Genomic DNA, 18,548 nt, shown 5'->3' with positions numbered 1-18,548 from the left:
GGGCCACGGTGGGGTGGGCCTCGGAGGTTTAAAAAACTTTTTCAATCCGGACCCATCCACCCCGCCCCACCCTCCGAATAGGTGGTGAGACACAAACCGCAGGTGAAGCAAAAGCAACATCCGCAGCCCGTGTCCCGCCACCCAATGGACCCAACGCCCTGGTTCCAAAAACAAGGAGAATGACATGTTGTCCACAAAGCGCCCCGCCCTCGCCTTCGTTGGCCTCACTGCAGCCGCCCTTCTCGGACTTACGGCCTGTGGTGGTACCAGCACGCCGGCTGCCACCTCTGCCGCCCCGGAGACCTCCAAGGCGGCACCGTCGTCGATGGCACCGTCGCCGTCCTCATCCGCCATGAGCAGCGCAGCCATGGATCCGGCCGCTAACCTCGTAGGCCCCGGCTGCGCCGGTTACGCTGCACAGGTTCCGGACGGTGCCGGTTCGGTAGCCGGCATGGCCCTGGATCCGGTAGCCGTAGCAGCATCGAACAACCCGCTGCTCAAGACCCTGACCGCCGCTGTTTCGGGAAAGCTCAACCCCAAGGTTGACCTGGTTTCCACCCTGAACGGCAGCGAGTTCACGGTGTTCGCACCGGTTGACGATGCTTTCGCAAAGATCGACCCCGCAACCATCGAAACGCTCAAGACGGACGACGCCCTGCTGAGCAAGATCCTCACCTACCACGTAGTCCCCGGCCAGCTGACCCCGGACCAGATCATCGGCACCCACAAGACTGTTCAGGGTGGCGAAGTGACTGTAGGTGGCACCAAGGATGCCCTCACGGTTGACGGAGCTTCCAACGTGATCTGCGGTGGTGTCCAGACCGCCAACGCCACGGTCTACCTGATCGACTCAGTGCTGATGCCCAAATAAGCCCTGGGGCTTTGGCAGTAGCAACAACAAAGCAGTAGCAACAACAAAGCAGGCGCCGGGATCCGGCGCCTGCTTTGTTGTGTGTTGCGGGTGTTTACGGTTAGCGGCCGAAGTCACTGTCCACGTAGGATCCGGCACGGTTGTGTTCGGACCCGCAGGGGCAGTGGTCAACCTCAATCCGGACTGTCATGGGCTTGGATGAGTCCAAAGTGAAGGTCACATCCTCGCTGGCTTGAGTATTGCGGCTGCTCTGGGTATTGAGGCGGAGGGTGCCTTGGGCAGACGAGTTGGGCATAGTGGACCTTCCTGATGTGTGAATGGGTGGTTGGCCGGAAGCGGGGCTATTTGTCGTCGGATTCCAGCTGGGGTTTGCCCACCAGAGGGATGGTTCCCGTGGGTGTTGCTCCGGCGCAATCGGAATCCGTGCACTTTTCAGCGCAATCATGCCTGGTAACGAGGTCGAACTGAACGCCACCGTGTTGCTCAACGCCCGTCCGGATGGCCCGTTCCACCACTGAGGTGGCCAGGCGTTTGTGCAATTGCAGGGGATCGCGGCGGAGGTCCTTGACCAAGGCGAAACAGAGCAACAGCATCACGACCACAAAGGGCAGGGCAGCCACAATGGTCACTCTTTGCAGGCCGGACAACGCTTCCGATGGTTTATCGCCGCCGGCAAGCAGCATGACCGCTGCCACTGCGCCGGTGAGGCTTCCCCAGAAGATCACCACTCCCCGGCGCGGATGCTCAGCACCATTGGAGCTGAGGGATCCCATCACGATGGAAGCTGCGTCGGCACCGGTGACGAAGAAGATCGCCACCAGGACCATGGCAAGCACAATGACGGCTGCGGTCAGCCAGCCGGGCATGCCCAGGTTCTTTATCAAGTCGAAGAGGGCGCCATCGAAGTTGATGGAGGGTGCGCCGTCCACCATGGTCACCAGTCCGGGAGTTCCGGCTTTGTCCGCCTCTTGCTGAACGTGGAATGCTGCGCCACCGAAGATGCCGAACCAGATCACGCTGACGACGCTGGGTACCAGCAGCACGCCGGTGACGAACTGGCGGATGGTGCGGCCACGGCTGATGCGGGCAATGAACATTCCCACGAAGGGCGTCCAGGAGATCCACCAGGCCCAGTAGAAGATGGTCCAGCTGGTCATCCAGCTGCGCAGGGAGTCGTCTCCCACGGCTTCCGTGCGTGAGGACATTTCAGCCAAATCCCGGGCGTAGTCACCCACGGCCGAGGGGATCAGGTTGAGGATGAACAGGGTGGGTCCGGCCACGAACACGATGAGGGCCAGGACAACCGCCAACACCATGTTGATGTTGGACAGCCACTGGATGCCGCGGCTGATGCCGGAAACAGCTGACGCCACGAAGCAGAAGGTCAGGATCGCGACGATGACCACCAGGACGGGAGTTCCGATCTCACCGAGCCAGCCGTTGGACGTCATGCCGCTGCCGATCTGGAGGGCACCGAGGCCCAGCGAGGCAGCAGTTCCGAACAGCGTGGCGAAGATGGCCAGGATGTTGATGAACTTGCCGATGGGCCCTTCCACCATGCGGATGCCAAAGACCGAGGTGAACGCCGCGGAAACCAGTTGCTTGCGGCCCAGGCGGTAGGTGCCGTAGGCCATGGCGATGCCCACCACTGCGTACATGGCCCAGGGATGCAGGGTCCAGTGGAAGATGGAGGTGGCCATGGCAGTCTGGATGGCAGCAGGTGTGCGGCCGTCCACTGTTCCCGGCGGCGGCGAGATGTAGTGGTACAGGGGTTCGGCCACACCGTAAAACATGAGGCCGATGCCCATGCCGGCGGCGAACATCATGGCCACCCAGGAGACAGTCCGGAACTCTGGCTTCTCGCCGTCCTTGCCCAGCGGGATGTTGCCGAACTTGCCGAGGGCAAGCCACAGGACAAAAACGACGAACAATGAGGCGAGGACCATGAAGAGCCAGCCTGTGTACTCCATGACCCAGTTCAGGGCACCTTTGGATGTATCGGAGAGGCTGTCGCGTCCCACAAAGCCCCAGACCACGAAGGCGACGGCGATGGCGCCCGTGATCCCGAAGGTGACTTTGTCGAGGGTAAGTTTGCGGTTCCGGCGGGCCGAAACGGCCTGCTCGGTCTTGGCGTGGCGCAGCTCTTCCATGATCTGTTCGTGTTCCACAGAATCAGAAATAGGCTCTGCGCCTCCACCCTCAGCGCTGAGGGCTGCCAGGTTGGTTTCGTCGGGGGAGACACTGATAACTGCTTCAGGGTTCTCCGCGCGGGCGGGTTTGGTTGGGCTGGCTGCACCCGGGATGCCTGCCACGTGATCGTCGGCAGGTAATTCTTCGGGTGTCAGCGGTTTTGTGTCACTGTTTGTAGCCATGAGCGGGTCCTTTGCTCGGCGTGTCATGAGCCTGAATTTCTACGAGGCCTTGGTGAATGGACGGGTGGGAAGGTTGGGTCTTCCTCCGATCCGATGGTCATGGCGGGCCGTGGCGCCTCCCCGGGTGCGCGGTCACGGAGCGGGCAGGCGATAGGAATATTGCACCTCTTCTGGTTCGTGGGACGGGGTGGGTTGAATCGTCGGTCCGTGCTCTGAAGGCGTGTTCCGCAGGAATCAACAACATCCGCGCTAAGCAACAGAGTGCGCTCCGTCACACCCAAAGTCAAGGGATTCGCGCTCTTTAACAGCAGATTGATATATCAATTGGCTGGAAGCATGATGTTGCGTATCATGGGCGGGGTTGCGAATAGCGCGTCTAAAATCGGCGTCGGAGTGCAGTGACTGGCCCTCCGGCCAGCGTCATTCTGGAGGGTGTAAAGGTATGGCTGACGCGGTAGCGCTAGCGCTGCCTGTAGCCCATGCGCGAACTGATGGTCAGTCCGGCCTCCCGGAGACCCTCGATGAGCCCTGGCTGTTCCTCGGGTGAGAAGCGGAACGCCGGGCCGGAAATGCTGACGGCGGCAATGACGCTGCCCGCGTGGTTGAAGATGGGCACGGCAATAGCCGTCAGGCCGATCTCAAACTCTTCGTGGACTGTGGCGTACCCGTTCCGGGCCACGTCCAGCAGCTGCTTCTCCAGCTCCCCGCGGTTTGTCACGGTTCGTGGCGTGCGTGCGGGCAAACCCACTGCCTTGAAGACCTGGGTTCGTTCATCCGCGGTCAGGGCGGCGAGAAGGACCTTGCCGCTGGAGGTGGCATGAAGCGGAGTCAAACTACCCACCCAGTCGTAAGTGGCCAGCGTTGAGGGTCCCATCGCCTGGTCCACGTTGACGGCATAGTTGGACCGCAGGACGGCAAGGTTGACCGTCTCCTTGTACTCGGCAGCCAGCCCCTCCAAAACCTGGCGCGCCTCATGGACCACGCTTAGCCTGCCCGGAATGGACGATGCGAGGCGGAGGATCCCAAAGCCCAGCTGGTACTTGCCGCGCTCACTGTTTTGCCGGACGATGTCGCGGTTGACCAAGGAGCCCACCAGCCTGGACACGGTGGATTTGTGGATGCCCATTTCTTCGGCGATTTCACTCACTCCGGCATCGCCTTCGCGGGCCAGGATTTCCAGGATCTGGAGAGCACGGTCCACAGATTGGACGCCACCAGCTTGGGCGTCTGCGCCCTTGTCAGTGTCTGCGCCCGTGTCACTGTCCGCGTGGTTGCCTTCGGCCATGATGCCCCGTGTCGTTGTCCAGGCAGGCCGCCATGGGTTGATTACCCTGCCGGCCCGCACCCTCGTCTTGCCTCATCCTAGACGGAGTTTTGCAGGGACCTTTCACACCATGGGGGCTCGCATCCGGACTTCGGAACTGTTGGCCGTGGTCCATGGCAGCGGCAGGACGGGAACAGTGGCACCGGCAGCCACACCTTCAGGGGGAACGGCCATGTACCCGTCCGCCCACGCAAGCCCGCGCATCATGCCCGGACCCGTGCGGGAGGCGGGGAACGCGAGCTCGTGGACCAGGGTGCAGGGCATGAGCCGTGTCCGGCCTGGGTCGGGATCGACGTCGGCCCCGGAGGTCATGAGGCGGGCAGCGCGGAGAGGCCCGTTTCCCAAGGCAGCCAGCAGGGGTTCCCCGAGTGTCATGAGCGCCATCATGGCGGCCAGCGGATTTCCTGGAAGCCCGATGACGAAACGGCCATCAGGAAGTTCCGCCAGCACTGCCGGATGGCCCGGACGCATGGCAACCCCGTCCAGCAGGAGCCTGCCGCCCAGCGCCGCAACGGCATCGCGGAAGTGGTCAGTGCCGGATTTACCCGTTCCTCCGGTGGTCACGATCACGTCCGGACGCGCGGCTCCGGACGTGGTGGTACTGCCCAGCGCTGCCATCCACTCTTGGTAAGAGTCGCCAATCCTTTGCTGACCAACGGGCTCCCCGCCCAGTTGCGAAATGACGGTATCCAGTTGCGGGCCGAACGCGTCGCGGACCTGCCCCGGTGCAGGCTCACCTGAGGTCACCACTTCCGAACCGGTCAGTACGACGGCGACCCTCGGCTTGCGCTGTACCCGAACGTGATCGTGGCCTGCTACAGCGGCCAAGGCAATGTGGGCCGGGTTGAGAACTATGCCGGCGGGTATGAGGACATCGCCGGCTGTGGCTTCTTCTCCGGCCGGGCGAATGTGGCGGCCGGGGAGAGTCTCACCTGGCTTCGAATCGTGCCTGAGTGAAAGGTGCCCGTCCTCGGAGACGCAGCCGCTTTCCTTGCGCAGTACTGCCGTGGCTCCGGTGGGAACGAGCCCACCGGTGGCAATAAGGCTCGCTTCGCCCGCGGCGAGCGGACGTCCCGCCGTCGTCATCAACCACGGACCGTCGCCGTCGCCGTTGACAGCCCAGCCGTCCATGGCAGATGACGCATAGTGGGGGAGATCCTGCTGCGCGGTGACGGGGCTGGTCAGGGTGCCGCCGATTGCGTCGCTGAGGGCAACCACCAAGGACGGGAGCGGCCTGGCACACTGATAGGCCAGCTGCCGCGCTTCGGCCCAGGTGGGTGCGTGCGGCCGTTCCTTGCGCACAGTGGACTTGCGCACCGCGGACCCCGCGTCAGAGTCGGTGAAGATTGCTTGTGCAAGCATTGAGGCCCGCTTCCTGGGAGATGTGACGCAGATACCGGGGACTGCACGGCCTTCCCGTAAATCTTGCCGCGCAGTCCCCGGTATCAGTTGATGCGTACTGAACCGGACTGGTAGTAGGTCCGAGCTGTCTTAGCCCTTCACGTAGCCGTTGGGGTTCAGGACGAACTTTGTTGCCGATCCGGCGTCGAATTCGGCGTAGCCACGTGGAGCATCCTCGAGGGGGATGGCCTTGGCGTTGACGGCCTTGGCGATCTGTACCTTGTCATGGAGGATGGCCATCATCAGCTGACGGTTGTACTTCATGACGGGGCACTGCCCGGTGGTGAAGGACAGGGACTTGGCCCAGCCGGTACCAAGGGACAGCGAGAGGGAGCCGTGCTTGGCTGCCTCGTCGATTCCGCCCGGATCGCCGGTGACGTAGAGACCCGGGATGCCCAGGGATCCGCCGGCGGCAGTGATGTCCATGAGGGAGTTCAGCACGGTGGCAGGAGCTTCGTGGGAGGCATCCTTGCCGTGACCGCGGGCTTCGAAGCCAACAGCGTCCACGCCGCAATCCACTTCCGGAACGCCAAGGATCTGTGCGATCTGTTCCTTGGGATCGCCGTTGGACACGTTGACGGTTTCGCAGCCGAAGGATCGCGCCTGCGCCAGCCGGTCCTCGTTCATGTCGCCCACAATCACGACGGCGGCGCCCAGCAGTTGCGCGCCCACGGCGGCAGCAAGGCCCACGGGCCCGGCACCTGCGACGTAAACCGTGGATCCGACGCCCACGCCGGCGGTGACGGCGCCGTGGAAGCCGGTGGGGAAGATGTCCGAGAGCATGGTCAAGTCCATGATCTTTTCCAGTGCCTGATCGCGGTCCGGGAAACGCAGCAGGTTCCAGTCGGCGTAGGGAACCAGCACGAACTCGGCCTGTCCGCCTACCCAGCCGCCCATGTCAACGTAGCCGTAGGCGCTGCCGGGGCGGTCAGGGTTGACGTTGAGGCAAATGCCGGTCTTCTGTTCCTTACAGTTCCGGCAGCGGCCGCAGGAGATGTTGAAGGGGACCGAGACGATGTCACCTACTTTGATGAACTCGACGTCGGGTCCCACCTCCACTACTTCGCCGGTGATTTCGTGGCCGAGGACCAGGTCCTTGGGAGCCGTGGTGCGGCCGCGGACCATGTGCTGGTCCGAACCGCAGATGTTGGTGGTCACCGTCCGGAGGATTGCGCCGTGCGGCACCTTCCGGCCGACGTTGGCAGGGTTGACGCCTGGTCCGTCTTTGAGCTCAAACGTTGGGTAGTCAGTGTCAATGATCTCAACGACACCGGGTTCCTTGTAGGCGACTGCTCTGTTTCCTGACATGGTCACTCCCTATTCTTTGGCTGTTACTGAAAAATGCTGCCCAATGGACCGAAAACGGTGCTTCGATGAGGAAATACCTCCCCAGGTTTCAGGCACCGAAGCACCTTTCACGGCCCACCGGACGGGGTGGAAAAACTGGACGGATGGAAATCTTGTTCTGGATCTAGGCTTTCTCCAGCCGGATGATCACCGACTTCGAGGTGGGAGTTCCACTGGTATCGGCCACGGAATCCAAGGGCACCAGGACGTTGGTTTCGGGGTAGTACGCGGCGGCGCAACCCTTGGGCGTCGAATACGAGACGATGCGGAAGTTCTCGGCCCGCCTGTCTGTCCCTTGGAATTCGGAAATCAGATGGACCATGTCGCCGTCGGAAAATCCCAGCTCGGTGATGTCGTCAGCGTTGATGAGCACCACGCGCCGGCCACCATGGATGCCGCGGTAGCGGTCGTCCTTGCCATAGATGGTGGTGTTGTACTGGTCGTGGGAGCGCAGGGTCTGCAGGACCAAGCGGCCGGGCGGGATCTTGATGAACTCCAGCTCGTTGCCCGTGAAGTGTGCTTTCCCGGAGGCGGTGTCGAACTTCCTGGCGTCGCGCGGCGGGTGGGGCAGCACGAAGCCGCCCGGGTGCTGGATGCGTGCTTCGAAGTCCTCAAATCCATCGAACACGGCCTCAATGTGCTTCCGGATCAGCGTGTAGTCGTCCCTCATGGCGAGCCAGCCAGCCTGCGGCGTGTTGGGCAGGCGTTGGTGGCCATCCTTGAACAGCCTGTCCGCAAGGTTGCAGACGATTGCCACTTCCGAGTGGAGGTGGTCGCTGGCGGGTTTGAGGCGTCCCCGTGATGCGTGGACGGCGCTCATGGAGTCTTCCACGGTGACCCGCTGATCGCCGGTGCGCTGGGTGTCTTTCTCGGTGCGTCCGAGGGTGGGCAGGATCAGCGCCCGGCGCCCTGTGGACAGGTGCGAGTGGTTCAGTTTCGTGGAGATCTGGACGCTCAACCGGGTGTTGGCCAAGGCCAGTTCTGTGACGTCGGAATCAGGGGCCGCCCGGACAAAGTTGCCGCCCATGCCCATGAAGAAGCGGACTTTCCCGTCCCGCATGGCGCGGATGGCTGCCACGGTGTCATAGCCGTGCTCACGGGGAGAGCGGAACTCGAATTCCTGGTCCAGACGGTCGTGGAACGTCTCCGGCATCTTTTCAAAGATGCCCATGGTGCGGTCGCCCTGGACGTTGGAGTGGCCGCGCACCGGGCAAACGCCGGCGCCGGGCTTGCCGATGTTGCCCTGGAGCAGCAGGACGTTGACTACATCGCGGAGGGTGGGCACGGAATGCTTGTGTTGGGTGAGTCCCATGGCCCAGCAGACAATGGTGGCGCTGGACGCGAGCATCCGCTCACCTGTGGCATGAATCTGTTCCAAGGTGAGGCCCGTCGCCTCCACAATGTCGTCCCACTCCACCTTTTCCAGGAAACGCAGGTAGTCGTCAAGGCCCACGGTGTGGTTGTTGATGAACTGGTGGTCCAAGACGGTTGATAGGCCCGGGGTGTTCCGCCCGGCAGCTTCGGCTTCCAGCAGGTACTTGCCCAGTCCTTGGAAGAGTGCCTGATCCCCACCGGCCCGGATCTGCAGGAAGTCATCCGTCAGCTGGGTGCCTTGAATCATGCCGGCCACATGCTGCGGGTTCTCGAAGTGCAGGAGCCCGGCTTCGGGGAGAGGGTTCACGGACACGATGATCGCGCCGTTCTTCTTCGCGTTTTCCAAGGCACTGAGCATGCGCGGGTGGTTGGTGCCGGGATTCTGGCCGGCCACGAAGATCAGCGATGCCGTCTCCAGATCAGTCAGGCTGACAGATCCTTTGCCGATGCCAATGGTTTCCACCAGCGCCGAGCCGGAGGACTCGTGGCACATGTTGGAACAGTCCGGGAGATTGTTGGTACCCAGGCCGCGAACCAAGAGCTGGTACACGAACGCTGCTTCATTGGAGGTCCGGCCGGAGGTGTAGAAAACAGCTTGATCGGGGTGTTCCAGACCCCGCAGTTCCTCTGCCATGAGGTCGTAGGCCTCATCCCAGTCAATGGCCCTGTAGTGGGAAGCGCCTTCGTCGAGGAACATCGGGTGGGTGATCCGGCCTTGCTGGCCCAGCCAGAAATCGTCTCGGGTCTTGAGCTCAGCAATGGAGTGTTGGGCAAAGAACTCCGGGGTGACGCGGCGACGAGTGGCTTCCTCGGCCACTGCCTTGGCGCCGTTCTCGCAGAACTCGGCCGCATTGCGCTTTTCATGCTCGGGCCAGGCGCATCCCATGCAGTCGAAACCGTCCAGCTGATTAACAGCCAAAAGGGTCTGAACGCTTCGCAGCGGTCCCATCTGTTCCAGCGAAATTTTCAGGGCGTTGGCAACGGCGGGGATGCCTACGGCCTTGGTCTTGGGTTTGGTAACGGTCAGCTTTGACTCGTCAATGTTCTCGCGTGGAGCTTTGGAATGCATGGGAACCCCTTCAGATCCGGGAAGTGGAAGCTGTGAGCAACGTGGTTCGGGATTGCTGCCGCGCGGCTTCCACGGTGTGCAGCAGCAGGAGCGCAGTGGTCACTGATCCTACGCCGCCCGGGACAGGACTCAACCCGGCTGCAACGCTGGCGACGCTGGCCTCGTCAACGTCACCCACCAGGGAGCCGTCGGGCAGGACGTTCGTGCCGACGTCGATCACTACCGCCTCCGGCGAGATGTGGCCGCCTTTCAGCAGCCCGGTCCGCCCGGCGGCAACAACCACGACGTCGGCCTGCCGGGTGTAGCGTTCCAGCGGTCCGGATTTGGAGTGGCAGATAGTGACGGTCGCGTCCCTCGCGAGGAGGAGCAGGGACAGCGGCTTGCCCACCACAGCGGAACGCCCGACGACGGCCACGTTCCGTCCCGCCACCGGGATCTGGAAATGATCCAGCAACTCCACCACGGCCCGGGCGGTAGCGGGGGCGAAGGCGGGCTGCCCCACTGCCAAGCGGCCGAGGCTGAGGGGGTTGGCGCCGTCGATGTCCTTTTCCGGAGCGATGAGGCCAACCAGCCGGTCAGCGCGGACGGCCGCCGGCAGGGGTGTCTGGAGGATGATGCCGTGAACAGTTGGTTCCGCGCTGAGATCCGCCAGGACACTGGCCAGAACCTGTTCGGTGGCGTCGTGGCCAAGATCGATGATCCTGCAGCCGATGCCTGCACGCCCGGCGGCACGCTCAATGGATCGGACATACCAGTGCGTGGATTGATCGTCCGTTGCAACAACAACAGCCAGGACCGGCCGGAGGCCCTCGTCATCCAGGAGGGTGGACTCCTCCTGGGCGCGCTGCTGGATGAGGGCAGCGAGCGGCTTGCCGGAAAGAACGGCGGTGTTACTGCGGACTTCGGTGCTCATGACAGGATCCTTTCGCGGACGCGCTTCACCAGGGCATCGGCGGCGAGAACCACTTTGTCCTCAATCCCGTCCGTCTGTTCCGCCAGGCGGGAACGGGCTTCGCCGTGCTTGATGGCGACTACATTGATGTCGATGTTGACCCGGGCGGTGGTGGCCGCAGCACGGGCTGCGTCGGCGGCAGCAGCGACGTCGCTGATGACATTGGGGTTGGCCACCTCAAAAAGTTCGGTGGCGAGGTCCACCACTTCGCCGGCAACCTTGATGAGCTGCGCGGGAGTATGGGCTGCCTGGACCAGGGCGTCCTGGATGGCTGCTGTTTTTATGGCCTTGAGTTCGTCGGTGTCCGACGGGAGCTTGTAGGAGTCGATCACGGACTGGAAAGCGTGCTCATCGGCGTCCGCGAGACGCAAGGACTCAACGATCAGGTGATCGGCGGCGCTGGTGATCCGGGTGACCAGTGCGGCATGTTCCTCATACTTTGAGCCGGTGGTGTATCTGGCCACCATGGCCACCAAGGCAGCACCCTGGGCGGCATGCAGGGCTGCGGCCGCGCCTCCACCGGGGGTGGGCTGACGTGAAGCAAGCCTGGAGAGGTAATCACTGATGGTTTCTGAACTGATCATGGGTCTTCCTGGCTGACTGAAGAAGAAGGGCTGGCTGAAGAAAGCTGACTGAAGAGGTATGGCAGCGGCCCGGACCCTGTCACTGCGAGGGGGGAGGGCCCGGGCCGCATGCCTGCGCGGGGTGTTAGCCCCGGAGCCGGCTCATGGTGGGGTCGTACAGCGGATCCTCGGTCACGGTGGCCTGGATGCGGCGTCCGAAGTACTCGATTTCCACGGAGTCCCCCAGGGAGACAGCGGAGGGCAGGTAAGCGTAGGCGATCGGCTTACGGACCGAGTAGCCGTAGGCGGCGCTGGTGACGTAACCCACCGCCTGGTCCTTGTAGAACACCGGTTCCTTGCCCAGTACCAGGCTCCTGCCGTCGTCCACCGTCAAGCAGCGCAGGCGGCGGGCCGAGCCTTCTTCGGTGCGGCCTTCCAAAGCGGCCTTACCGACGAAGTTCTCCTTGGTCATTTTCACGGCAAACCCGACGCCGGCCTCGTAAGGATCGTGCTCGGTGGTCATGTCCGTGCCCCAGGAACGGTAGCCCTTTTCGAGTCGCAGCGAGCTGAACGCAGCACGGCCTGCGGCGATGACGCCGAACGGCTGGCCGGCCTTCCACAGGGAGTCCCAGAGGCGCTGCCCATTGTCAGCGCTGGTGTAGAGCTCCCAGCCGAGTTCGCCCACGTAGGACAGGCGCATCGCGGTGACGGTGACGCCTCCGATGGTGACCTTCTTGGAACGGAAGTACTTCAGGCCGTCATTGCTGAAGTCATCGCTGCTGACCGTGCTGATGAGGTCGCGGGCCAGCGGGCCCCACAGGCCGATGCAGCAGGTGCCGCCGGTGGTGTCACGGACCTGGACCCAGTCGCCGGCGTCGCCGTTGACGGTTTGCTGCCGGGCTGCGCGCTCAAAGTAGGCGGTGTCAATGTTGCCGTTGGCGCCCAGCTGGAAGGTGTCCTCGCTGAGGCGTGCCACGGTGATGTCGCTTCGGATGCCACCGGCCTCGTCCAGGAGCAGGGTGTACGTGACTGCGCCGGGCTTCTTGGACATGTCACCGGTGGTCAGTTCCTGCAGCAACTTCAAGGCTCCCGGGCCGGAGACCTCGAGGCGCTTCAGCGGCGTCATGTCGTACATTGCAACAGCCGTACGGGTCTTCCAGGCCTCAGCTGCGGCGATGGGGGAGCTGAACATTCCGGACCAGGCGTCACGGGCCGGCGGCTGCCAGTCATCCGGCATTTCCTTGAGGAGTTCAGCGTTGGCTTCGAACCAGTAGGGGCGCTCCCAGCCGGCGCCTTCCAGGAAGTAGCCGCCCAGCTGCTTGTGGCGGGCATGGAAGGGGCTGACGCGGAGGTTGCGCGGGGAAAGCTTGGGCTGGAGCGGGTGCATGACGTCGTAGATTTCCACGAAGTTCTGCTGGGAGGTTTCGCTGACGTATTCGGGGGTCAGCTGGACCTCTTCGAAGCGGTGGATGTCGCAGTCTCCCAGATCAATCTGCGACTTTCCGTCCACGAGCAGTTCGGCCACGGCGCGGGCAATGCCGGCGGAGTGGGTGACCCACACGGCTTCAGCCACGAAGAAGCCGTCCACTTCCTTGGATTCGCCCACCAGGGAGCCGCCGTCCGGGGTGAAGGAGAAGATGCCGTTGAAGCCATCCTCAATTTCGCTTTCGCGGAGGGCGGGGAGGATCTGCTTGGTTGCTTCCCACGCGGGGAGGAAGTCTTCCAAGGTGAAGTCCAGGCGCGAGGGCATGTTGTGTTCGGTGATGCTGCTGGGCTCGTAGCTGCCCAATTCATCGAGGTCCACGGGCATGGGGCGGTGAGCGTAGGAGCCAATGCCGTAACGCTCGCCGTGCTCGCGGTAGTAGAGGTCCTGGTCCTGGTGGCGCAGGATGGGCAGCTGGGCGCCGTTGGGCAGCTCGTTCTTGCCCTTCTGGGCGGGAACCGGCGTGGTCTTTACGTATTGGTGTGCCAACGGGAGGAGCGGGACGGACATCCCGATCAGCTCGCCCACCTTGGCGCCCCAGAAGCCGGCACAGGAAACCACGATGTCCGCGGGGATCACGCCGTCGGCAGTCTCGACGCCGGTCACGCGGGAGTTTGACTGCTCGATTCCGGTCACCTCGGTGTTGCCGATGTACTTGACGCCGGCGGCTTCGGTGCGCTTGATCAGCAACTGCACGGCGCGGGCCGCAAGAGCCAGGCCATCGGTGGGGACGTGGAGGCCACCGAGGATGTCTTGCTCATTGATCAGCGGGTAGAGCTCCTTGCATTCCTCGCGGGAGAGGATCTTGCCGTCGATGCCCCACGACTGTGCGTAGCCGAGCTTGCGCTTCAGGTCCGCCAGGCGGGTCTCCGTGGTGGCAACTTCCAGTCCGCCCACCTGGTTGAAGCAGCTCTGTCCATCCTCGGTGAGGGACAGGAGCTTTTCCACCGTGTACTTGGCGAAGAGCGCCATGGACTTGGAGGGGTTGGTCTGGAACACCAGGCCCGGTGCGTGGGACGTGGAGCCACCGGGCATATTCAGGGGTCCTTGGTCCAGGACGGTGATGTTGTTCCAACCGCGGGTGACCAGTTCGTCGGCGAGGTTGGTGCCAACAATCCCAGCTCCGATGATGACAATGCGAGGCGTGGATGCCATGGGGGTTCTCCTGCTGAAGTTAAAGGGGTGAGTCTGCTGGTGTTCTAGTGCTTGGTTTAGCGGAAAACCACTGTGCTGGTCTGGTCCAGCAGCACGCGGTGTTCGCAGTGCCACCTGACAGCGCGGGACAACGCCAGTGCTTCGGCGTCCTGGCCCACGGTTGAGAGGGTGGTGGGGCCGTAGCTGTGATCGACGCGGATGACTTCCTGCTCGATGATCGGTCCCTCGTCCAGGTCCGCAGTGACGTAGTGGGCAGTGGCACCCACAAGTTTCACGCCGCGGTCGTAGGCCTGGTGGTAAGGGCGGGCGCCCTTGAATCCCGGCAGGAACGAGTGGTGGATGTTGATGGCGCGTCCTTCGAGGGCGCGGCACAAATCGTCCGAAAGCACCTGCATGTAGCGTGCCAGTACAACGAGGTCCACGTTGTACTCCTCCACCAGGTCCAAAAGCTTCTGCTCGGCCTCTGCCTTGGTATCCGGGGTGACGGGAAGGTAGACGAAGGGCAGGCCGGCGGCTTCCGCCATGGCACGGTGCGTTTCATGGTTGGAGGCAACTACCACGAGGTCACCGCCGAGGCTGCCACCCCGCCAGCGGAAGATGAGGTCATTCAGGCAGTGCCCGAACTTGGAGACCATCACCAGGACCCGCTTTTTGGTTTTGTCATGGAAGCTGAACTTCATCTCGAAGCGTTCGGCAATCGCGCTGAACTCCTCTTCGAGCCGCTCAGGTGAGTAGGACAGCGGACCGGAGAAAGCTGTCCGCAGGTGCAGCGTCTGGCGGAGGCCGTCGTCGAACTGCTGGTGCTCTTCAATATTGAAGCCGCGCTCGTAAAGGAAGGTGGTAACTGCCTGAACGATTCCGGCGCGTTCGACGCACGACAATGTGAGTACGAACTTCTGTGCCTGCTCTTCTTTGAGCAATTCGGGCTTGGGTAGGGTGCTTACCGGTGAGTCTGTCGCCACGAGGGTCATGTCTCCTCCTTTAGATATATTCCTGAGTCCTGAACTGATATATTAGGATTGGGATTCAGCGTATACTGGTGACTCAGGCAGGTCAATAGCTTTTTTGGTTGTGAAGAAGGGGATGGCGCTGTGGCTTTTGGAACTCTGGCATTAGCCGGCGAGGACACGAAGAAGTCCTTGGCCGACATCGCCTATGAACGCCTCCGGGACCGGCTCCTGATGTTGGACATCAAGCCCGGCGACCTCCTCAATGACGATCAGCTTGCCAAGGACCTGGAAATCGGGCGGACGCCGGTGCGTGAAGCACTGAAACGCCTGGAGCTGGATCGGCTGGTTATTACGTATTCGAGGCGGGGGACGTTTGCCACCCGCGTTGAAGTAACCGACCTCGCCTTTATCTCCGAAATTCGGGCGCAGCTGGAACCCCTTGCCGCTGCCAGGGCGGCGCGGGTTGCTTCCGCTGCCACCAAGGAACACCTTCGCGAAGTGATGCGCGCAGTGGAGGACTTTGACGTTGACGCCGCCTCGGTGGTTGAGACCTTGCGGCTTGACGCCAGCGTTCACCGTGGAATCTACGCAGCGGCGGCGAACCCGCACCTCGAGGACATCCTGATTCGCTACGACAATCTGGCAACCCGGATCTGGTGCATGGTTTTGGATCGCTTGCCCAATCTTGAGCACCACGTGCGTGAACACCTGGACTTGCTCAGGGCTGTCATTGACGGCGACGAGGATCAGGCTGCCGAGTTGGCCCGTGTCCACGTCAGCGGCTTCGAGCAGGCTGTGCGCCAGGCGCTTTTCGCGGCTTAGTCCCAGCGCTGAAACCTCTGTTGACTCCGCGCTTCAGTGATTGCATACTGAAGACTCCATCTAATATATCACCCGGATATCAGTAGCCTTCTTCCAGCCTGTCCGGGCGCTTGTGATGCAATCACAGCCTTCAGCCCTTGGAGTATCACGTGACTACAAGACCCCTCCTTTTTGAAAACATACCGTTGACGGGCAGCAGCCGTGTTAAGCGGGGCATGGCGGAGATGCTCAAGGGCGGCGTCATCATGGACGTCGTTAACGTCGAGCAGGCCCGCATCGCTGAGGATGCCGGTGCCGTGGCTGTCATGGCGCTCGAGCGTGTCCCTGCCGATATCCGCGCCCAGTGTGGCGTGTCCCGCATGTCCGATCCTGACATGATCGATGCGATCATCGCTGCCGTGTCCATCCCGGTCATGGCCAAGGCCCGGATCGGCCACTTCGTCGAAGCCCAGGTCCTGCAGTCCCTCGGTGTTGACTACATTGACGAGTCCGAGGTCCTGACCCCGGCCGATTACATCAACCACATCGACAAGTGGAACTTCACTGTGCCGTTCGTGTGTGGTGCCACCAACCTGGGTGAGGCGTTGCGCCGTATCAACGAGGGTGCGGCGATGATCCGTTCCAAGGGCGAGGCCGGTACCGGGGATGTTTCCAACGCCACCGGGCACATGCGTAAGATCCGTTCGGAGATCGCCAAGCTCGCCGCCCTTCCTGAGGATGAGCTGTACGTTGCGGCCAAGGAGTTGCAGGCCCCGTACGAGCTGGTGAAGGAAGTTGCCGCCACCGGTAAGCTTCCCGTGGTGTTGTTCACGGCCGGTGGCATAGCTACCCCGGCTGATGCTGCGATGATGATGCAGCTCGGCGCTGACGGCGTATTCGTTGGTTCGGGGATCTTCAAGTCCGGCAACCCGGCAGAGCGCGCCGCCGCCGTCGTCAATGCCACTGCTTACTATGACGACCCCGATGTCATTGCCAAGGTCTCCCGCGGCCTCGGCGAAGCCATGGTGGGCATCAATGTGGACGACATCCCGCAGCCCCACCGCCTCGCAGAACGCGGCTGGTGAGTGTCGTGACGGACCTTGCTCTGGTCAAAACCGTTCACGGCCGTGGCCTGCGGAAGGACTGGGCCCAACTGATCGGCCACACGGTAGAGGTGTGGTTGCTGGATCACCACGTTCTCACGGGGGTGGTGGAGCAGGCCGCCGACGATGATTCGGTGCTCTGGATCGCTGCGGAGGGACTCTCCACCCGGAAGTTGTTCGATAAGTCGACGGGCTATCAGGTCTGGGCCTGAGCGGCGTCCCACCTGCGGTTTTGTCACAGATTGACAGGCTGTGACGCCGAACACTACGTTCTCATATATCAGTCTTTACCTGTCTAGTATATTTTCGCCTTTTCGCAGCGTCGCGGGAAGGCGCGCGCCAAGGAGAACCATGGGACTCAGCTCCACTCTTGATTCAGCACGCTTTTCTCCGTTCCATCGCAAACTCGTGGTCGGCTGCATGGGCGGTCCGCTCCTGGACGGCTACATGCTCAGCATCATCGGCATTGCCATGGTGGGGTTGACGGCCCAATTTGGTGCCAACGAGCTTGAAGTCAGCCTCATCGGCGCTTCGGCTCTGGTGGGCATCTTTTTCGGTGCCCTGTTCCTGGGCCCGTTGACGGACAAAATCGGCCGCCGCCTGATGTACACCATTGACCTGTGGGCGCTGGTGATAGCGTCTGCCCTTCAATTTGTGGTGCAGGATGCAACCCAACTGATCATCCTTCGCTTCATCGTAGGACTCGCCATCGGGGCCGACTATCCGATCGCCAGCGCACTCTTGGCCGAATGGCTACCCCAAAAGCGCCGCGGAAAGATGCTGGGCATGCTGATCACAGGTTGGTTCGCGGGCGCTGCCTTGGCCTCCCTGGTTGGATTCGTCATGTCCGAGGTGTTCGGCCCCGAAAGTTGGCGCTGGATGTTGGGCAGCTCGGCGGTGTTGGGTGTTGCTGTCTTGGCCATGCGGCACGGCATTCCTGAATCACCCCGCTGGCTGCTGAACAACGGCCGCCGCAAGGAAGCCGAGGATGCGCTGCGTGTTGGGCTGGGGGATCAAGTGGACGCGGCCGCTGTGTTTGCGGCGGAAGCGCAATCGCCCGCCCCGGCAACAGCAAAGGGCAAAGTTGATTTCTCCATGCTGCTGCGCCGTCCATATCCCAGGCGACTGTTCTTCTGCAGTGCTTTCTACATCCTCCAAGTAACGCCTTTGTTTGCAATCTTCACCTTCGGGCCCGTCATCCTCAGCTCGTTCGGCCTGGGCGAAGGCAATATGGCCAACCTCGGGTCAGTGATCATCAATGCGGTCTTCCTGCTCGGTTGCCTTCCCGCTCTACGTTTGGTGGAGACTGTAGGCCGCAGGCCGCTCATCATCTGGAGCTTCGCCCTCATGGCCCTCCCGCTCTTCGTCCTCGGATTTGCTCCGGGAGCGCCCGTGGCCATCATCATTGCCTGCTTCTGCATGTATGCCTTTTTCTCAGGAGGGCCGAACATCCTGGAATGGGCATACCCCAGTGAGCTCTTTCCCACCGAGGTCCGGGCAAGCGCCATCGGCATCACCACCGGTGCCAGCCGGATAGGTGCTGCGATCGGCACTTTTGTGATTCCCTTCGCCCTGCGGGATTGGGGGATCGGACCAACCATGCTGGCGGCTGCCGGGCTAACTGCGCTGGGGTGGTTGATCTGTGTACTGATGGCCGAGGAAACCAAGGGGATGTCCTTGGCGGCAGCTGCCGGCGGCAAGGACACAACTCCCTCTGTGGACAGCGAGAAGCAAGCTGACACAGCAGCTGTCCAGTAAAGGCGCCCGTCCGAGCGCAGGGTGA

The 18,548-nt window shown here is 62.4% G+C and carries 15 protein-coding genes; 5 read left to right on the top strand and 10 right to left on the bottom strand.

Annotation, left to right across the window (positions count from 1 at the left end):
* The first annotated feature begins 184 nt into the window (after positions 1–184).
* The gene (locus CQ020_RS22465) at positions 185–871 is read left to right on the top strand and encodes a fasciclin domain-containing protein (protein ID WP_105694073.1); all 687 of its coding nucleotides are present in this window, start codon (positions 185–187) and stop codon (positions 869–871) included.
* A gap of 100 nt (positions 872–971) precedes the next feature.
* On the opposite strand, the gene CQ020_RS22460 is transcribed toward CQ020_RS22465, so the two are convergent.
* From CQ020_RS22460 to purU, 10 genes are all read right to left on the bottom strand, one after another.
* Complete coding sequence (locus tag CQ020_RS22460; protein WP_105694072.1) at positions 972–1,166, bottom strand: hypothetical protein; 195 nt, start codon at positions 1,164–1,166, stop codon at positions 972–974.
* A gap of 46 nt (positions 1,167–1,212) precedes the next feature.
* Positions 1,213–3,243, bottom strand: coding sequence for a BCCT family transporter (locus tag CQ020_RS22455; protein ID WP_258142164.1), 2,031 nt, complete (start codon positions 3,241–3,243; stop codon positions 1,213–1,215).
* A 460-nt stretch (positions 3,244–3,703) separates the two neighbouring features.
* Positions 3,704–4,528: an IclR family transcriptional regulator gene (locus CQ020_RS22450; RefSeq protein WP_105694070.1), complete on the bottom strand. Its 825-nt coding sequence runs from the start codon at positions 4,526–4,528 to the stop codon at positions 3,704–3,706.
* A 102-nt stretch (positions 4,529–4,630) separates the two neighbouring features.
* On the bottom strand, positions 4,631–5,929 hold the full coding sequence (locus CQ020_RS22445) for a molybdopterin molybdotransferase MoeA (protein WP_105694069.1): 1,299 nt from the start codon (positions 5,927–5,929) through the stop codon (positions 4,631–4,633).
* Between the two features lie 129 nt (positions 5,930–6,058).
* Positions 6,059–7,276, bottom strand: a complete 1,218-nt coding sequence (gene fdhA / locus CQ020_RS22440; RefSeq protein WP_024819294.1) for a formaldehyde dehydrogenase, glutathione-independent — start codon at positions 7,274–7,276, stop codon at positions 6,059–6,061.
* A gap of 163 nt (positions 7,277–7,439) precedes the next feature.
* Positions 7,440–9,758, bottom strand: coding sequence for an FdhF/YdeP family oxidoreductase (locus CQ020_RS22435; RefSeq protein WP_105694068.1), 2,319 nt, complete (start codon positions 9,756–9,758; stop codon positions 7,440–7,442).
* Positions 9,759–9,768: 10 nt separating this feature from the next.
* Positions 9,769–10,671 carry a bifunctional 5,10-methylenetetrahydrofolate dehydrogenase/5,10-methenyltetrahydrofolate cyclohydrolase gene (locus tag CQ020_RS22430; RefSeq protein WP_105694067.1) on the bottom strand — a complete coding sequence of 301 codons (903 nt, stop codon included), beginning with the start codon at positions 10,669–10,671 and terminating at the stop codon, positions 9,769–9,771.
* On the bottom strand, positions 10,668–11,294 hold the full coding sequence (locus CQ020_RS22425) for a cyclodeaminase/cyclohydrolase family protein (protein WP_105694066.1): 627 nt from the start codon (positions 11,292–11,294) through the stop codon (positions 10,668–10,670). Before CQ020_RS22425 ends, CQ020_RS22430 begins: the two co-directional genes overlap by 4 nt.
* A 124-nt stretch (positions 11,295–11,418) precedes the next feature.
* Positions 11,419–13,911 carry an FAD-dependent oxidoreductase gene (locus CQ020_RS22420; RefSeq protein WP_105694065.1) on the bottom strand — a complete coding sequence of 831 codons (2,493 nt, stop codon included), beginning with the start codon at positions 13,909–13,911 and terminating at the stop codon, positions 11,419–11,421.
* 56 nt (positions 13,912–13,967) lie between these two features.
* Complete coding sequence (gene purU / locus CQ020_RS22415; protein ID WP_105694064.1) at positions 13,968–14,882, bottom strand: formyltetrahydrofolate deformylase; 915 nt, start codon at positions 14,880–14,882, stop codon at positions 13,968–13,970.
* A 120-nt stretch (positions 14,883–15,002) separates the two neighbouring features.
* Here purU and CQ020_RS22410 point away from each other — a divergent pair, with 120 nt between their 5' ends.
* The 4 genes from CQ020_RS22410 (at position 15,003) to CQ020_RS22395 (ending at position 18,523) form a co-directional block, all read left to right on the top strand.
* Complete coding sequence (locus tag CQ020_RS22410; protein WP_105694063.1) at positions 15,003–15,683, top strand: GntR family transcriptional regulator; 681 nt, start codon at positions 15,003–15,005, stop codon at positions 15,681–15,683.
* 149 nt (positions 15,684–15,832) lie between these two features.
* A complete protein-coding gene (gene pdxS, locus CQ020_RS22405; RefSeq protein ID WP_105694062.1) occupies positions 15,833–16,747 on the top strand; it encodes a pyridoxal 5'-phosphate synthase lyase subunit PdxS in 915 nt (304 codons plus the stop codon).
* Between the two features lie 5 nt (positions 16,748–16,752).
* Complete coding sequence (locus CQ020_RS22400) at positions 16,753–16,977, top strand: hypothetical protein (protein WP_026542247.1); 225 nt, start codon at positions 16,753–16,755, stop codon at positions 16,975–16,977.
* Between the two features lie 139 nt (positions 16,978–17,116).
* Entirely contained in the window at positions 17,117–18,523 is a 1,407-nt protein-coding gene (locus CQ020_RS22395; protein WP_146116692.1) for an MFS transporter, read from the top strand.
* Positions 18,524–18,548 lie beyond the last annotated feature (25 nt).

This window comes from Arthrobacter sp. MYb23, from assembly GCF_002979775.1.
In the GTDB taxonomy this organism is placed as follows: domain Bacteria; phylum Actinomycetota; class Actinomycetes; order Actinomycetales; family Micrococcaceae; genus Arthrobacter.
This window is presented reverse-complemented; position numbering and strand designations above follow the sequence as displayed.

What these genes read in the sequence shown, in the direction of transcription:
- purU (WP_105694064.1), bottom strand. Translation starts at nt 14,882, where the DNA reads ATGACCCTCGTGGCGACAGACTCACCGGTAAGCACCCTACCCAAGCCC.
- CQ020_RS22425 (WP_105694066.1), bottom strand. Translation starts at nt 11,294, where the DNA reads ATGATCAGTTCAGAAACCATCAGTGATTACCTCTCCAGGCTTGCTTCA.
- CQ020_RS22430 (WP_105694067.1), bottom strand. Translation starts at nt 10,671, where the DNA reads ATGAGCACCGAAGTCCGCAGTAACACCGCCGTTCTTTCCGGCAAGCCG.
- CQ020_RS22395 (WP_146116692.1), top strand. Translation starts at nt 17,117, where the DNA reads ATGGGACTCAGCTCCACTCTTGATTCAGCACGCTTTTCTCCGTTCCAT.
- CQ020_RS22455 (WP_258142164.1), bottom strand. Translation starts at nt 3,243, where the DNA reads ATGGCTACAAACAGTGACACAAAACCGCTGACACCCGAAGAATTACCT.
- CQ020_RS22465 (WP_105694073.1), top strand. Translation starts at nt 185, where the DNA reads ATGTTGTCCACAAAGCGCCCCGCCCTCGCCTTCGTTGGCCTCACTGCA.
- CQ020_RS22435 (WP_105694068.1), bottom strand. Translation starts at nt 9,758, where the DNA reads ATGCATTCCAAAGCTCCACGCGAGAACATTGACGAGTCAAAGCTGACC.
- CQ020_RS22420 (WP_105694065.1), bottom strand. Translation starts at nt 13,911, where the DNA reads ATGGCATCCACGCCTCGCATTGTCATCATCGGAGCTGGGATTGTTGGC.
- CQ020_RS22450 (WP_105694070.1), bottom strand. Translation starts at nt 4,528, where the DNA reads ATGGCCGAAGGCAACCACGCGGACAGTGACACGGGCGCAGACACTGAC.
- CQ020_RS22460 (WP_105694072.1), bottom strand. Translation starts at nt 1,166, where the DNA reads ATGCCCAACTCGTCTGCCCAAGGCACCCTCCGCCTCAATACCCAGAGC.
- fdhA (WP_024819294.1), bottom strand. Translation starts at nt 7,276, where the DNA reads ATGTCAGGAAACAGAGCAGTCGCCTACAAGGAACCCGGTGTCGTTGAG.
- CQ020_RS22445 (WP_105694069.1), bottom strand. Translation starts at nt 5,929, where the DNA reads ATGCTTGCACAAGCAATCTTCACCGACTCTGACGCGGGGTCCGCGGTG.